Annotated in this window: 16 protein-coding genes; 9 read left to right on the plus strand and 7 right to left on the minus strand. The window is 55.2% G+C overall.

The features are described from left to right. Positions 1–29 precede the first annotated feature (29 nt). Positions 30–440, plus strand: coding sequence for a hypothetical protein (locus H6F46_RS03770; protein ID WP_190353596.1), 411 nt, complete (start codon positions 30–32; stop codon positions 438–440). A 73-nt stretch (positions 441–513) separates the two neighbouring features. On the opposite strand, the gene H6F46_RS03775 is transcribed toward H6F46_RS03770, so the two are convergent. Next, positions 514–969, minus strand: coding sequence for an SRPBCC family protein (locus tag H6F46_RS03775; protein WP_190353597.1), 456 nt, complete (start codon positions 967–969; stop codon positions 514–516). On the opposite strand from H6F46_RS03775, the gene H6F46_RS03780 reads away from it, so the two are divergent. The 6 genes from H6F46_RS03780 to H6F46_RS19220 all read left to right on the plus strand — a co-directional run bounded on the left by H6F46_RS03780 (position 949) and on the right by H6F46_RS19220 (position 7,948). Then, the gene (locus tag H6F46_RS03780; RefSeq protein ID WP_190353598.1) at positions 949–1,299 is read left to right on the plus strand and encodes a hypothetical protein; all 351 of its coding nucleotides are present in this window, start codon (positions 949–951) and stop codon (positions 1,297–1,299) included. The genes H6F46_RS03775 and H6F46_RS03780 overlap by 21 nt on opposite strands. A gap of 29 nt (positions 1,300–1,328) precedes the next feature. After that, a complete protein-coding gene (locus H6F46_RS03785; protein WP_242027759.1) occupies positions 1,329–2,327 on the plus strand; it encodes an alpha/beta fold hydrolase in 999 nt (332 codons plus the stop codon). A gap of 355 nt (positions 2,328–2,682) precedes the next feature. Continuing rightward, positions 2,683–6,198 carry a transcription-repair coupling factor gene (mfd, locus tag H6F46_RS03790; RefSeq protein WP_190353599.1) on the plus strand — a complete coding sequence of 1,172 codons (3,516 nt, stop codon included), beginning with the start codon at positions 2,683–2,685 and terminating at the stop codon, positions 6,196–6,198. A gap of 292 nt (positions 6,199–6,490) precedes the next feature. Continuing rightward, on the plus strand, positions 6,491–6,889 hold the full coding sequence (locus tag H6F46_RS03795; protein WP_190353600.1) for a hypothetical protein: 399 nt from the start codon (positions 6,491–6,493) through the stop codon (positions 6,887–6,889). Between the two features lie 229 nt (positions 6,890–7,118). Continuing rightward, positions 7,119–7,553 carry a transposase family protein gene (locus H6F46_RS19215; protein WP_242027760.1) on the plus strand — a complete coding sequence of 145 codons (435 nt, stop codon included), beginning with the start codon at positions 7,119–7,121 and terminating at the stop codon, positions 7,551–7,553. 8 nt (positions 7,554–7,561) lie between these two features. Continuing rightward, complete coding sequence (locus tag H6F46_RS19220; RefSeq protein ID WP_242027761.1) at positions 7,562–7,948, plus strand: transposase family protein; 387 nt, start codon at positions 7,562–7,564, stop codon at positions 7,946–7,948. A 96-nt stretch (positions 7,949–8,044) separates the two neighbouring features. On the opposite strand, the gene cobM is transcribed toward H6F46_RS19220, so the two are convergent. From cobM to H6F46_RS03815, 3 genes are all read right to left on the minus strand, one after another. Then, complete coding sequence (gene cobM, locus H6F46_RS03805) at positions 8,045–8,854, minus strand: precorrin-4 C(11)-methyltransferase (protein WP_190353688.1); 810 nt, start codon at positions 8,852–8,854, stop codon at positions 8,045–8,047. A 29-nt stretch (positions 8,855–8,883) separates the two neighbouring features. Continuing rightward, a complete protein-coding gene (locus tag H6F46_RS03810; protein ID WP_190353601.1) occupies positions 8,884–9,477 on the minus strand; it encodes a DUF1997 domain-containing protein in 594 nt (197 codons plus the stop codon). 147 nt (positions 9,478–9,624) lie between these two features. Then, positions 9,625–9,774 (minus strand): hypothetical protein, encoded by a 150-nt coding sequence (locus H6F46_RS03815; RefSeq protein WP_190353602.1) that lies wholly within the window; start codon positions 9,772–9,774, stop codon positions 9,625–9,627. A 205-nt stretch (positions 9,775–9,979) separates the two neighbouring features. Here H6F46_RS03815 and pheA point away from each other — a divergent pair, with 205 nt between their 5' ends. Next, positions 9,980–10,837 (plus strand): prephenate dehydratase, encoded by an 858-nt coding sequence (gene pheA / locus H6F46_RS03820; protein WP_190353603.1) that lies wholly within the window; start codon positions 9,980–9,982, stop codon positions 10,835–10,837. Between the two features lie 102 nt (positions 10,838–10,939). On the opposite strand, the gene H6F46_RS03825 is transcribed toward pheA, so the two are convergent. After that, positions 10,940–12,277, minus strand: coding sequence for a glycosyltransferase family 4 protein (locus H6F46_RS03825; RefSeq protein ID WP_190353604.1), 1,338 nt, complete (start codon positions 12,275–12,277; stop codon positions 10,940–10,942). Between the two features lie 211 nt (positions 12,278–12,488). Between H6F46_RS03825 and H6F46_RS19520 the strand changes: the two genes are divergently transcribed. Beyond that, positions 12,489–12,614, plus strand: coding sequence for a hypothetical protein (locus H6F46_RS19520; RefSeq protein WP_255508879.1), 126 nt, complete (start codon positions 12,489–12,491; stop codon positions 12,612–12,614). Positions 12,615–13,682: 1,068 nt separating this feature from the next. Here H6F46_RS19520 and H6F46_RS03830 read toward each other — a convergent pair. Beyond that, positions 13,683–14,162, minus strand: a complete 480-nt coding sequence (locus tag H6F46_RS03830) for an RNA-binding protein (RefSeq protein ID WP_099533481.1) — start codon at positions 14,160–14,162, stop codon at positions 13,683–13,685. A gap of 943 nt (positions 14,163–15,105) precedes the next feature. Beyond that, on the minus strand, positions 15,106–15,807 hold the full coding sequence (locus tag H6F46_RS03835) for a MotA/TolQ/ExbB proton channel family protein (RefSeq protein ID WP_190353605.1): 702 nt from the start codon (positions 15,805–15,807) through the stop codon (positions 15,106–15,108). Positions 15,808–15,814 lie beyond the last annotated feature (7 nt).

The raw sequence follows: 15,814 nt of genomic DNA on the forward strand, positions 1-15,814 counted from the left end.
AACCTACGGAATACGGAACCCCAAAGCCTATGTTCGGCACATTTCAACAAGCCCAGTTGCGCATTGAACTCGAAGCTTCCGCAACCCTCATTGGCGATAGCATTCTGCGCCCTAGCGAATGGCCCCATTGGATTGGCCCCCAGCGGTTTTCGGCAAATTTGCCCGATCGCCTGGTCACCGGCACGACCTACACCAGTTGGCTAGGGCCCCTGGAAATTCAGCATCATGTTCAGTGGGCAAACGATCGGGGCCTTTCGCTTATTCTGGCCGGGGCGATCGATGGCCACCACGAATGGCATTGGGGCGATGGGTGGCTGCAATCGCGTGTTGAAGGGATCTCGATTTTGCCCTTGCGGTTAGGCCATGTGACCAGTTTGTTGCGCCTGAAGGCCTATCTCAGCCGCCAGAACAGCACCGTGCGATCGGGCATGGCCACCTAGAGCCGTTGATTGCTCCATGCTCAGTGCCCCCCAAACGCCGGTTGCGCCAGTCCCGATCGCCCCAACAACGGCTTTACGTGGGGCCCGTTTGTTGCAAGGACTGTTCGGCATAGACCCGAAAGCGCTCCAAATCCGCTTGTAGCGTCGATTCCACAATCCGCCCCAAAAACAGCCGATCCATCAACTGCCCAACGATCCCCGGCATGTCGTAGGCGATGCTCATGCGGACGATGCTGCTGCCCTTGCGATCGTAAAACCGCACGGCTCCCCGGTTGGGCAACCCGTCGATCGATTCCCACTGAATAATTTGGTTATCCACCAGTCGCACAATCCGCGACTTCCAATCAAACCGGAAATTTCCCGAAGCAAATTGCCAAATGGAAATATCCGGATCCGCATCGGAAATATGCACCGAATCAATCCATTTCATCCAGCGGGGCATTTGTTCTAGGTCAGACCAAAGGCTCCACACATGCTCGATCGGAACCGGAACTTCTACTTGAACGCTGTGTTCGAGCCAGTCGGTCATGGGGAATTGGCGGGCTGTTGCGATCGCCCGGTGAAACGCTCAACCGATGCCTACGATAGCACTCTGGCTCTCGGTCGTGGCGATCGCCTGGCCCGCCGCCCGGAGTTGCCCGCCCTGCCGGAAACGCCAACGGGGGCGATCGATCCGCAGGTGCTGCTGATCTTCGGTGCGGAATTGGTGAACGACCCGCCCTTTGCTGAGAAAGTCCGGGCGATCGCCCAGGAATATCAACAACTGATCCAACCACAGGCACAAATGACTCAAAACAACTACGGCAGCAACAACAAAAACTATCAAATCGGTTCCATCAACGAAGTAAATCTCTCCTAGAAAATCATCCCAGTAGGTTGGGTTGAAGCATGAAACCCAACATCAGTAAAGTGTGTATTGATCTGAAAACGTTTCATAATTTGCCATCAAGTCAGTTTCTATTAATTAGGATCATGCTAGCTATGTCATCTTCAAATAACCTTCAGCTCATCATATTCTCGCAGCACGGAATGATGGATGGCAATAAAGATATGAAGGCACTGGCCTGTAAAGTGACCCCACCTCGATCATTAGTAATTGCTCCAGAGTTAGGCTATCTTGCAACTTTTTTTGATATTCATCCTCTAATTAATCAGGTCGAGAGGAACGCTAAACAGACACTACAGCAATATCCTGATTTGCCTGCACGGATTATTGCCACTTCTCTGGGTGGCGTGATTTGGGTAGAAGTCTTGTCGAGACATCCAGAGTGGTGGAGCCGATTTGAATCCTTGGTGTTATTGGGTTCTCCGATTGGTGGTGCAGATCGAGCCAGAATTGTTGATCCCTTTGGTTGGGGAATTGGTATTGCTAAGGATTTGGGCAAAAACCGCCGAGAGTTAGCAGAGCAAATTGCGGCCCGAATTCCTACCCTGGTCATTGCTGGAAATACCGACGGCGGGGGAGATGGTACGGTGACACTGGAGTCTACAAAACTCAAGCACGCTTACTTTGTTTGCTTGCAGAATGTCAGTCATGTGGCATTAAAAACCGATCGCGCTGTGATTCGGGCAATCCGAGAATTTTGGTCACAACCTCGGCAACCGCTACCCGAGCCGGAACATAACCTAATGTCGAGATTGATCGATCACTTCAGAGCTGTACCTGGTATTACTGATGCCAATGCTAATGATTTTGTTCATGCGAAAACTGTTTTCTCTTTTTCCGGGGGAGTTAGTCTCCGAACATGGAAGAATCCAGTCGGGGTGAAGCATATTTTTATTGCCAACCAGCAGGGAACGTGTGACTATGCGGGCTTTGTGGGATGGGTGCATACGGATGGACTCAATCGAGCGATCGAGCAAGCAATTCAGAATTTTGGAAGTTAGCGTGTAGGCAGCAGTAGGGTGCATGGGAGAACGCTTGAATGGTGACGAAAGGGTTGATTTTCACTCCCATGCACCGAGGATTGAGGGCGGCCCAACCGATCGGGGATCGTCAGAAATGCGACATGGGTGGCGGTGCGTGGGAGATGACCGGGAGATTGTTGTTGCAGAGGTGACGTTCTCCCACACGCCCTACGGCTCCTGATTGGTTTCGCCCCCGATCGCCCGGTCGGTAAATGTACCCAACAACCTCCTAGAATCAGAAGGGTTAACCATTCGCGCTAACGCTTCAAAAGAGCCACAATTTCCCTGTGGTGGGGATTCTGGTGCGCTTCTCAGGTTTTAAGGGGTCTGGATTATGGCTTTCGCGTCGATCGTTCGTGCCTTGCAGCGGTCTCCCTTGACGGAGGAGTTTTTAGGACGGCTCGATCGCGATCGCCAGTTGATTTTTAGCGGCGCGGCCCAGTTGCCCAAGGCCTTCACGATTTCGGCGCTGGCCCAGGCGCGGGGGCGATCGCTGCTGGTGGTGACGGCGACGCTGGAGGAAGCTAGCCGTTGGGCTGCCCAAATGGAGGAGATGGGGTTTGGGGCGCTGCATTTTTATCCCACCTCGGAAGCCTCGCCCTACGAACCCTTTGACCCGGAACAGGAAACCCTCTGGGGCCAGTTGCAGGTGTTGGCGGATTTGCGGGGGCGATCACTCCACAGTGACCCGAAGCCGATCGCGATCGTCACCACCGAGCGCGCCCTGCAACCGCACTTGCCCCCCGTGGCGGCCTTTGATCCCTACTGCATCAATCTGGAGCCGGGGGCCGAGTCAGATTTGGGCGATTTGGGGCGCAAGCTGGCGCGGCTAGGCTATGAGCGGGTTTCCTTGGTGGAAACGGAGGGCCAGTGGAGCCAGCGGGGCGACATCATCGATGTGTTCCCGGTGTCGTCGGAATTGCCGGTGCGGTTGGAGTGGTTTGGCGACGCTTTGGAGCGGATTCGGGAGTTTGACCCGTCTAATCAACGATCGCTCGATCCGGTGGCGCGGGTGGTGCTGACTCCGACGGATTTTGGGCCGATCGTGCGGGCGGCCTTGGGTTGGGAGCCGGAACCCTTGGACGAACCGGAGGCGGAAGCGGAGTTGCGATCGGACGCGGAAGGGATGCGGCGGCTGTTGGGGCGGGCCTTTGAGCAACCGGCTTGCTTGCTGGACTATTTGCCCGAGGGGACGATCGTGGCGATCGATGAGATCGACCATTGCGGGGCCCATGCCGATCGCTGGGTGGAGCAGGTGGGTGAGCATTGGGCGATCGTCAATCAGCACCCGGACAGCTTGCCCCACGGGGAACCCCTGCGACCGATTCATCGCACCTTTGGCGAGGTGTTGGCGGCGCTCGATCGGTTCGATCGCTTCTTTCTGAGTGAGCTGGCGACGGAGGTGGCCTCGCCCCTGATTGCCAACCCGCCTCGGCCGATTAATTTGGCTTCCCGGCCCGTGCCGCCCACGCCGCACCAGTTCAGCAAGTTGGCGGACTTCATTCGCGGCGAGGTCGATCGCAAATTCGCCATTTGGCTGCTGTCGGCCCAGCCCAGCCGCTCCGTGGCCCTGCTGCAAGAGCACGATTGTCCGGCGCAGTTTGTGCCCAGCCCGCGCGACTTTCAGGCGATCGATCGGCTCCAGGGCAACCACACCCCCGTGGCGGTCAAATATTCCGGCTTGGCGGAACTCGAAGGCTTCGTGCTGCCCACCTATCGGATCACGGTGCTGACCGATCGGGAGTTTTTTGGTCAGCACGCCTTGGCCACGCCCGGTTATGTGCGCAAACGTCGCCGCGCCACCTCCAAACAGGTGGATCCCAACAAGCTGGCTCCCGGCGATTATGTGGTGCATCGCAACCACGGGATTGGGCGGTTTTTAAAGCTCGAAAAAATCGTTTTTGATAACCAAACCCGCGAATATTTGGTGTTGCAATACGCCGATGGATTATTGCGGGTGGCGGCGGATCAAGTGGGCAGCCTGTCGCGCTATCGCCGCACCCAAGATAGCCCGCCGGAATTGCACCGGATGACCGGGAAAGCCTGGGAAAAAACGAAAGCGAAAGTTCGCAAAACGATCAAGAAATTGGCGGTGGACTTGCTGCAATTGTATGCGGCGCGATCGGAACAGCGGGGCGTGGCCCTGCCGCCGGATATGCCTTGGCAACAGGAGCTAGAGGATTCATTCCCCTACCAACCCACGCCGGATCAACTAAAGGCAACCCAGGACGTAAAACGAGACATGGAAAGCGATCGCCCCATGGATCGTTTGGTCTGTGGCGATGTGGGTTTTGGCAAAACGGAAGTGGCCGTGCGCGCCATTTTCAAAGCCGTTACCGCTGGCAGACAGTGCGCCCTGTTGGCTCCCACCACGATTTTGACCCAACAGCATTACCACACCTTAAAGGAACGATTTGCGCCCTATCCGATTCAAATTGGGTTGATGAATCGGTTTCGATCGCCCCAGGAACGCAAGGAAATTCAACGGCGTTTGGCCACCGGAGAATTGGATATTGTGGTGGGAACCCATGCCCTCTTGAGCAAATCCACTCAATTCAAAGATTTGGGTCTTTTAGTAGTTGATGAAGAGCAGCGATTTGGGGTGAATCAAAAGGAAAAAATCAAAGCCCTGAAAACCCAAGTGGATGTGTTGACCCTCAGCGCCACGCCGATTCCTCGAACGCTCTACATGGCGCTCTCGGGCATTCGAGAAATGAGCTTGATTACAACTCCGCCGCCCAACCGCCGTCCGATTCAAACCCACTTGGCTCCCTACGACCCGGAAGCGGTGCGATCGGCCATTCGGCAAGAACTCGATCGGGGTGGGCAAATTTTCTACGTGGTGCCTCGGGTGGAAGGCATTGAAAAGGTGGCGACGCAATTGGTGGAATTGGTTCCCAGCCTGCGAATTGCGATCGCCCACGGGCAAATGGATGAGGGCGAATTGGAAGCCACCATGCTGTCCTTTGGTAGTGGCGAAGCGGATATTTTGGTTTGTACCACGATTGTGGAATCGGGCTTGGATATTCCCCGCGTCAACACAATTCTGATCGAAGATGCGGAAAAATTTGGGCTATCTCAGCTCTACCAATTGCGCGGCCGCGTCGGTCGGGCCGGGGTACAAGCCCACGCTTGGTTGTTCTATAACCGCCAAGGATTACTATCAGAAGCTGCCCGCAAACGACTGCGCGCAATCCAGGAATTTACCCAACTGGGATCGGGCTATCAACTGGCCATGCGCGACATGGAAATTCGCGGCGTGGGCAATTTGTTAGGCGCGGAACAATCGGGACAAATGGAAGCGATCGGCTTCGATCTCTACATGGAAATGTTGCAAGAGGCGATCGATGAGATTCGCGGTCAAGAAATTCCGCAGGTGGACGATACCCAAATCGATTTGCACCTAACGGCCTTTATCCCCAACGACTACATTCCCGATCTGGAACAGAAGATGAGCGCCTATCGATCGGTTGCCGCCGCCAGCACCAAACGGGAACTCACGGAAATCGCCGCCGACTGGAGCGATCGCTACGGCCCCATTCCGCCCGCTTGTCTGCAACTATTGCGGGTCATGGAACTAAAACAGGTGGCTAAACAGCTCGGCTTCTCTCGAATTCGGATCGAGAATAAACAGCACGTAATTCTCGAAACACCGATGGAAGAACCGGCTTGGAAGCTATTAGCCGAAAACCTACCCGATCACCTGCGATCGCGCTTTGTCTACATGCCGAAAAAGGTGATGGTGCGTGGTTTGGGCGTGGTGAAACCGGAACAGCAACTGGATAATTTGATCGATTGGCTAGGTCGAATGCAAGGCGCATTACCGGAAGCCCCGCTAAAGGCTTCCTAGACAAAATGGAGCTTCTGAACTGATGTGTCAACCCAGGCGATCGCCCCATCAATTTTCAGCATTCGTAGATCTTGAAAATTCCAGAGCCTACGACAAACTAACCGCTAGATGAGTTCATCGGAGCAACTGCGCACCTTTCGATTGGGAATGTGAGCATTTGGAGGTGGCAATGGGGCGATCGGTATCAATATACTGATCGATCGGCTTGGACTTTTGGCAGACTTATATTTTGGGGTGATCTTTCTAGTGCAACAGAATAGAATCTTGAATGTGGTACGGGTATGGAGGTTAAATGCTGTTTAGAAGATTAAGACAGGCGATCGCTAACTGGTTGGATACTCTGCAACGTTATCTAATCAAAGATCAATTTAGTTCTATCAGTCGTCAACAACTGATAGAACGCTTTGTAGAATTGGAGAATCGTTACCAGAGTTCCACCGAATACTTAAATCCTCAGATCATTCATCTTCTTGAAGATCTTGAAGCGATCTATTTCGGGGATCTTTCTGTAAGAACCCATACGACCGACGATGAGAAGCAGTTAGATGTACTTAAATTCGGGGTTACTGGTGCGCATCATGATGTCTTAAATCTTTTTCTTGAAGATCTCTGCAAACTAATAGCTGAGCTACCAGAGGAATCTTCTTTGAAAAAAAGATATCGGCTCCCCGAAAAATTTTATAAACAATAGTCCAGAAAGAATAGTCCAGAAAGCTTTTCACGCTAGGAATTGCTTCTGCAAATTCAACTTTGCTTGCGGGTTGATATTGATAACTGTGTTGAGAGACAGTAGCACTTTGAGGGAATGATTTTCGGTAACGAATCGCCTACGTCACGAGGCTTTTAGTCGCTCATCATTACTAGACCTCTTGCACGAATAGAATAGCGGTGTGGAAATTCGCTGTCACCACCCTCGGGAGATGCTCTACGAAAGCCTCGCCTCGCTACCCCCATCACAGTTCCGCCGGGCCTGTGGCTTTAGTCGTTCCACCTTCCAAGCCATGCTGGAAGTTCTTCGTCCCGCGCTAGACCGGAGTGGTAAACGAGGGGGACAAAATAGTCTCAGCGTCGAGAATCAGCTCTTGCTGACCCTGCAATACTGGCGCGAGTATCGCACCCAATTCCATATCGGTCTCGACTTCGGGGTCTCAGAAGCCACCGTCTGTCGCATCATCAACCGCGTGGAGACTGTCTTGGTCAACAGTGGTCGGTTTGCATTGCCCGGCAAACGCCGTCTCTTAGACCCCGAAGCGGATGAGTCAGTAGTGGTGCTGGATGTGACCGAAGTCGCCATTGAACGCCCCCAAAAAAACAGCGTGCTTACTACAGCGGTAAGCAAAAGCGGCACACGCTGAAAGGGCAATTGGTGATTGATTGGCGCTCCGGTCAATTCCTAGCCGTGACGGTGGGTCGAGGTCGCACCCATGACCTGCGACTCTGGCGCGAGAGTGCTTTTCGCTTAGCCCCAGACCGGCTGTGTCTAGCGGATAGTGGATACCAAGGACTTGCTCGTGACCATGAGGCTACGATTCTCCCGAAACGAAAACCGCCTCGAAAGTGCCTGCCCGAAGTGGAAAAAGCTTGCAATCGGGCGTTGGCGGCGGTGCGCATTCGGATTGAGCACGCCATTCGTCGTTTGAAGCGATTTCGGATCTTCTCAGGACGCTATCGCAATCGTCGTCGCCGTTGTGGCTTGAGGCTTCATCTGCTGGCCGGGTTGCTCAACTACCAGGCAACACATCCAATTTGATTCGTGCAAGAGGTCTACTGAATTCTGGCACGACTCGAAACTCTATTGCTGCTGGGCTATACCCATTTCAGCGATGGGCAGTTGATCCCCTCAAGTCTAGGCTTGGCTGGCTTTGGGGCGGAAAATGTGGCGGTGATCGCCGCTGTAAAGGCGCGATCGGGCGGTGGTGGCCGTGGTCATGGCATCCAGGGCCGGACTAATCACATAAAGAACGGTGCGCGTTAGTTTTTCCTGGTGGGTGATGCTGGCTAACTCATCCAACCGGCAAAGCACCACTCGCTCATCCTCCCAGCCGATCCGGTAGCAAACCGCGATGGTCATCTCTGGTGGGTAATGGGCCGCGAGCTGGTCTTGGGCCCGCTGGGCATGGTGGGCACTCAGGTATAGACAAAGGCTGGCTTTGTGGGCGGCCAGGCTGGCTAGATCTTCCGCGTCGGGCACTTGGGTTTCGCCTCGGGCCCGGGTGAGGATGATGCTTTGCACCAGGTTGGGCACGGTCAGCTCCACGGCCAAACGGGCGGCGGCCGCTTGGAAGGCGCTGATTCCGGGAACCACTTCAAAGGGAATCTCTTGCTCCAACAGTTGGGCCACCACTTCATGGAGTGCGCCATAGAGGGAGGGGTCGCCGTCTTGCAGTCGCACCACCTGTTTTCCGGCCCGGGCCCGATCGATCAACGTGGGCAACCAATCTTCCAAGACGAGCGATCGGGTGTCGATCACTTCCACCTCTGGCCGGCAATGGCTCAACATTGCTTCCGGAACAAGGGAGCCAGCAAAAAAGACCGTATCAGCCGCCGCCAGGAGTTTTTGACCTCGCACGGAAATGAGGTCGGGGTCACCGGGCCCCGCGCCCACAATCCGTACGGTGGCGGGGCGATCGAGGGCCGACTCGGGCAAAGGGGTCATGGGATTGATCGCAGGGCTGGAATCGGAGGTCATGGGGTTTTGCGGCGGGCGGCATTGGAGCCTGGGATAGAGCGCAGGGGCAGCGAGGCGGAGGTGGACTCCGTGGCCCAACGGCGATAGTCAGCGCTCAATCGGTCTACCAAGCGATATTTCATCTTGGCCAGCACTTGGGTCAACAGCAGTTGGCCAGTGGACTGCATGGTGGCGGCCGGCAGGCGGTCGAGCGGTGGGGGCAATTTTACACTCACCCCTAAATCCACCACGCCCTTCAGGCGATCGCCTGCTGAGGTGCTAATGGCTCGCATTTGGCCCGTCAACTCCAGGGAAAAGCCGTTGTCCAACCCCTTGAGGCCCACCAGTTGGCAACCAACCGATCGCATCCGCACTACGCCTGCTTCGTCAGTCCAAACCCGCAAATCCACCATGGGTTGGAACTGCAAATGCGCAAAGGTTAGGGTTGGCACCGAAAGCCGATAGCGATCGCCCCCCAGGGCCACTAAGTGCCCCGGTTGGGCCGCCGCCAACGCGACCCGGTGCGGCTGACGCAGATATTCAGCGACCGGGCGACGCATTGGCGGCATCGGCATATCGATCGTCTGTGAGGCAGAGAAGCCAGCAGCCACCGAAAAAGTCTCCGCGTTAGGTTCAACTCATCCTTGGGCAACGGTGGTCACCGCCGGGCTGTCACCACAGGACAGCTCCTTGGCAAGCGGTTGACACGGATTAGACCCGATTAGACCCAAATTTTGGGGACTAAGCATGACTTAACGCTACCCAATGCATTCCATCATACCGGTTTGGCGATCGGCGGGGGGTGGCCAGCCGAACCCGAGCGATCGCCCAGAGTGGCGGTGCATTTTTCCAAAACCCCGGTCTCGGGGCGATCGGTTGGCTTCAATTCGGCCCAAGACTGGGCGCATCAACCGGCACAGTCGGGATCTGGAAATCGTATTCTGAGAACTATCTGCGGAGAGCTTTCTGCGGAGAACTTTCTGCAAACTGGGCAGCGATTCAAAACGAGGGTTCATCAACGGTTCTTGATGCCCGCTGCCGATTCCGCACCCTGCAACTCCCTAATTCCGCATACCGGATTTCATACCCCATATTCTGGCGATGGCGATGGCGATGACCGATTCCCCCCACCCAATCACGATTGGCTACCTTGGCCCGGCGGGAACCTATGCCGAGGCCGCCACCAATGGCTATGCCCAGTGGCGATCGAGCCAGGAAGCCTTCCTAGGGGAGTTTCGCCCCTACCCGAGCATTGCCAAAACCCTGGAAGCGGCCGCCAGCGGCGAAGTACCCCTGGTGGTTGTGCCCGTGGAAAATTCCATTCAAGGCAGCGTCACCACCACCCTCGACACCCTTTGGCAACTGGAGGGGCTACATGTGCAACAGGCGGTGTTGCTCCCGATCGCCCATGTGCTGGTGACCCAAGCCCCAGACCTGAAGGCGATCACCACGGTCTATTCCCATCCCCAAGCCCTGGCTCAATGTCAGCGGTGGATCGAAACCCATTTGCCCAATGCCAAGCCCCTGCCTACCAATTCCACCGCCGAAGCCTTGACCAACGTGCAGGAACAGCCCCAAACCGCTGCCATTTCCTCAGAGCGAGCGGCCCAACTGTACGATTTGCCCGTTTTGGCTCGTGATATCAGTGACTGCCCGGACAATTGCACCCGGTTTTGGGTCATTGCCCGAGAACCGGCGCACCTCACCGGCAGCCACACAGCGATCGCCTTCTCAACCATTAACCGGCCCGGCTCCCTTTTGCAGCCCCTGGCCACCTTGGCAGAGCGGGACATCAATCTTTGTCGAATTGAATCTCGTCCTTCCAAGCGTGGCCTGGGGGATTATGTTTTCTTTTTGGATTTGGAAGCCGGGCAACAGGAAGCTCGCACCCAGGCAGCATTGGCAGAACTGCGCGATCGGGTGGAAACCTTGAAGGTGTTCGGCAGTTACGATGCCCTGAAGCTGACCTAGGACTTTTTGACCCAGGCGCGTTGGGCAAACCTGGCGAGATTTCGCTGAATCGCTCTGAATCGCGCTGGATCAAGAAGGCTAATTGCTGAGATCGCGAGTAATTTAGTGCGATCGATTGCTGGCTGAGGGTTGGGGCAGTTGCAGAGGCCGCGCTGTGCCCGCCAAGTCCGCCGGAACTGTCACCGCAGCCGAATGGCGGCGAGACTGCTTCACCAAGTGGTTAAACAACTGTTCGTAGCGATCGAGCGACGAGTCAAAGCTATACATCTCCAGCGCATGTTGGCGACCCTGACGACCCAACCGTTCAGCCCGATCGGGATCCTGAGCCAGGGCCAAAATCGCCTCCGCCAAAGCCTGGGGCGACTCCGGCTCCACCACAATCCCCGCCTCACTGCGCCGGATGGCCTGGGCCGCCGTGCCATGGCCCGGCACAGATCCAATGATCGGCCGGCCACTGGCCAAAATGACCTGGGTTTTCGAGGGCATATTGAAGCCCACCACGTTGCGCCGCTGCACAATCAAGCTCACATCCGCCGCCGCCATCATTTCCGGCAGTGCTTCCCGAGGTTGAAAGGGCAACAGCTTGACCCGATCGCTCACGGCATTTTCACGGCAATATTGCCCCAATCGCTCGATCGCCCGCGCCTCACCCACAATCACGAACTGAATTTGGGCCGCCTCGGGCCGGCCATCCAGCACCTTCGCCGCATCAATCACCGTTTCCAGCCCTTGGGTCAAGGCAATGTTGCCCGAATAAAGCACCACAAACTTGCCCTGTAACCCATGGGCTGCACGAAATGCATTGTTCTTCGGCATGGGCTGCACAAAGTTCACATCCACCCAGTTGGGAATCAGGGCAATCTTGTTGGGCGACACCCCCTTGCTCACCAGGTTGTCCACAAAACCCTCCGCGATCGCGCTGATCGCCGTTGAGGTTTTGTAAGCAAATCGCTCCAGGGCCTCAAAAACCTGAATCGCCCGCTTGCTGGTAATCAGCCCCGTATGCACCGCCGCTTCCGGCAAAATATCTTGCAAATTTAGGATCAGCGGGCAGCGATACATCCACCGCAGCAGGGCCGCCGGAACCGTTGCCGCCAACGGAGGCGAAGTCATCAACATCACATCGGGCCGCCAGCCATTTAGGGCCCGCAGGAAACTCGTGATCGCAAAACTGCCATCCAGGGCCAACCGCGTCAGCAGGCCGGGCTTGGGTCGAATCCAGACATAGCAGCGATCGATTCGCACGTTGTTAATCACTTCCGTGCAATACAACTTGCCCCGATAGCCTTCGTAAATCCGCCGTTCCGGGTAGTTTGGCATTCCCGTCAAAACGCGAACTTCATGACCACGCCGAGCCAGCCCCTCCGCTAGCTCAGTCATCAACGGTGCAATCCCGATCGGCTCAGGATGGTAGTTGTAGGAATAGATCAGAATCTTCATAGCCTTGGGTTTACCAGGTTAAGGGTGACGTAGAACAAGGAGTGACTATGTTGTGGTTTCGCCCATTCAATTGCACTTGAGCATCCCGCAATCCAGCCGATCATGACGCGGCCGTTCCTATTCTGTTGATTCCCTGACGCAGCGTCTGTAACCAGGAAAAACCGCAGGCTGCGATCGGGGGCACACCCTAACACCCTTAGGATTGGTTGAAGTGCAGTTTTCATGGGTCAAAGCACCTGTGACCGGGCGATCGCGAATTCACACCACCACCCTGTATAACCTCCGCCTAGGAACCGGTGCAAAACTCACTGCGTCCGGCTCAAAGACGCGCCACTGACTCCTGATCATCCGTCAGCAAAATGGTCAAGTAACTCAATCAAAATGGGTCAGGACGCGATCGGCAATGACCAAATGGGCAGTGGGATCATGCAAGCTGCTCGATCGGCTCTGAACCGTGCTGAATCAATATCACTGGATTCTTGGTGCTGAACTAATCGCACTGAATGAATCACTGAATGAATGGCATTGAGGTTAACCCATTCCAACCTCCAATTCGGGATATGGTTTTTAGACTCCGGTCTAAATTCAGCCTTAAATCTAAGATCTAGTCCCTGATTCAGTCTGAAATCTAGTCTGGGATTCAGTTTTCAATAAAGCTTTGGGTTGAAAATCTTGGGTTGAAAATCTTGAGTTGCGTCTTACATTGCACTTTGCAGAGCAAGGCTAACCAAAGATGCCAGATTTCGCTGAAATTGTCCCTGATATGGGCCGATGAAAGCACTGGCGAAGAGGAGATCAGCGCAGGCGAATTAGAGTAGATCCCAGCCGATTGGAGTAGATTCCAGCAAATTGGAGTAGATGGCGAACTGCTAATCCCCAATTAGAGCTTACTCCGAAGATCGATTAGATGTTCAGCTAAAATTTCCAATTCGTAATTTTTTCCGAGAGATCCTTAAAGGGTCAATGTTTCCCTTGCTATCACGATGGAGAGCGATCGAGCGATCGCCCTTGCCCTCCGGTTCCGCCAACTCATGCTTGGAGATTACTCTTGGAGATTACTCTTGAACATTGCCCTTGGAGATTACTCTTGAGAATTTCTGGCATTCAGCCCAAAAAAAACACCACATCTGGCAAGGGACAAACCCACGACCAAACATGGTGTGATTGCAATTTCTGAAGAGTGGAAAACGTTGTGCGGTTTGGGCAACTGGTCTGGAATTAACCTCAACCGACTGAAGCCGACCTTAAGCCGTTGGGTTCATCAACAGGATCAGAGCTGCGATCGGGTCAATTGTTGCACGATGAACGTTCAATGGGCGTTCAATCTTTTCTGGCTGCTCGGGCAATTGAGGGCGATCGAACCGCTGACCTGAACCCAATTGACCCGCCAGAAACCTAGAAAACCTTAGGAGCCAGTCGTTTGAGCGTTCAGCAGTTGCTTCAGCTTCGCCAACTCACCGGCCCAGCGGGGATCTGGCTGGGCAGAAGCGGCGCTGCTTTCGGCAACCACAGCCCCACCAGGGGCACGACGACCGCCACCGTTGCCTTTTTTGCCACCACCACCGCCACCGCTGCGGCGAGCTGCCTTGACGGGGCTAGCTTCGGCGCTTTCGGGGGCTTCGTCATCGCCCTTGCCTTTGCGGGGCATGGCTTTCTCAATTTTCAGCACGGTGTCTTTGAAGGTGGAACCGTTGAACTGTTCGATGATTTGGTCGGCGAGTTCATCAGTGGGAACCGTCACGAATGCAAAACCGCGACATTTTCCGGTTTTGCGATCGACAATGACCTTGGTGGAGGTCAGGTCGCCCGTGCCGGCAAAGACGGCTTCGAGTTCTTTGCGATCGACTTCTTTGGGCAGATTGCCAACGTACAGGCGAATGGACATGACGGATCCCTCTGATGGTTTGCAGCAAGCGCCAGGAGACTAAGCGCCGGGTGACTGGATGTGGTGGTTGGCAGTTACCATTCGGTTGCCATTGAATCGAGAGCACCTCGATGGAAAAGACAAGTTTTGAGAACTTGCCAGCTCTGAGCAAAACACAGCTCGCGCGGGGATATCAAACGCTCTGCTGCAAGCTGCTGAATAAAGGTTGTTTGATAACTATTCAATTCAAATAGACTTGCTATTGCTCAATTGAAAGGAAAGGATCTGTCGCCAGTCTTGAGCAGTCAAGCGCTGACCTTTAGCCATCCGGAGCCGTGTGACCCGTGCGTTGTCGATCGGGTGTGTTGCTGCTGAAGATTTTGCCACGATGGGGGCAGCAAAACTCACCAAACAGTTAAAACAGCATCGATCGAGCGGCTGGTTTGCTGGCATAAAAGTCTATCACGACGCTTTGCAAATTGGGCCAAGATCTCCGGGGGCTGGGCAACGGGTTCGATCGCAGCGGTGATTGCTACCCCGATCGTGAAAAAGCCAGCCGTTGGGGCGGCTGGCCGTGCTTGCTGTGTTGGGAGAATACCAATTAAAACCTGGCCGGGGATGTCATCGACTTTGCATTTTGAGTGACAAAGACGCACACCATCGCAGTTTCAGCAGTTTCAACGAATAGGGTTGATGGCAACTTGAAGCGGCGGTTAGTGCTTGACAGTTCTCCGGGCGTTGGCTAATTAGCCTCCTGTGAAGAAATGTAACATCAATGAAGCAACACTGTAAATCTGGCGTAGGGAATCGGTGGAAATTTAAATTCGTTTGAATATTGGGGAAATTTGAATATTGGGGAAATTTGAACACCAGAGATTTGGACACTGGATCTGGACACTCAGGGATTCTGAGCAGTGGAAAGCCGGGAACTTGAAAAATCGAGAACTTGGAAAATCGGGTAACCCTAGAGCTGGGCGGGGCTTGAACGATCGCGCCGATCTCGCCGATCTCGCCGACGGCGGCGGTATCCGGGCCGATCGGGCGCGTTGAAGTGCCAGTAATGATGCAAATACAGCCGCTCCAGGGTACGACAATCGCGCGTAATGGCCATTTGCTCCCGTCGAGCATAGGCCCGGAACAGATTGCCCAGGGTGAGGGCCAACAGCGCCACCACCAGCCCGATCGCCGTGGAAACCAGCGCTTCACTCAGACCCGCATTCACGCGGCTGGGGCCCTCCCCGGCCCAATCGAGACCCGCAAAGGCTCCCATCAGGCCAGTGACCGTGCCCAACAGGCCCAACAACGGAGCCAGGGCCGTCACGGTTTGCAACCACAGGTCAAAGCGCCGCAGTTGGGGCCGTTCGGCTTGGGTGGCGGCGCTGAGGGCCAAGCGAAAGGCGATCGGGTGGGGGCGGTGTAGCTCCAAGGCTGCCAAACTAATGCGGGCGATCGGGAGGCCGTCGGCATATTGCTGGAACCGGGCGATCGCCGCCTTGGCATCGCGTCCATACAGCTCAAAAACCGCTGGAACCAGTTGGGATCGATCGCGCCGCACCTGGGCCCAGAACCAAGCCCGCTCGATCGCCACCGTCACCGTCGCGATCGATCCCAACAGCAAGGGCACAACCACCGGCCCACCCGCCTGCAAAATAGCCCAAGCAATCATGGGCGAC

This window comes from Limnothrix sp. FACHB-1083 (assembly GCF_014696485.1).
Lineage (GTDB): Bacteria > Cyanobacteriota > Cyanobacteriia > CACIAM-69d > CACIAM-69d > CACIAM-69d.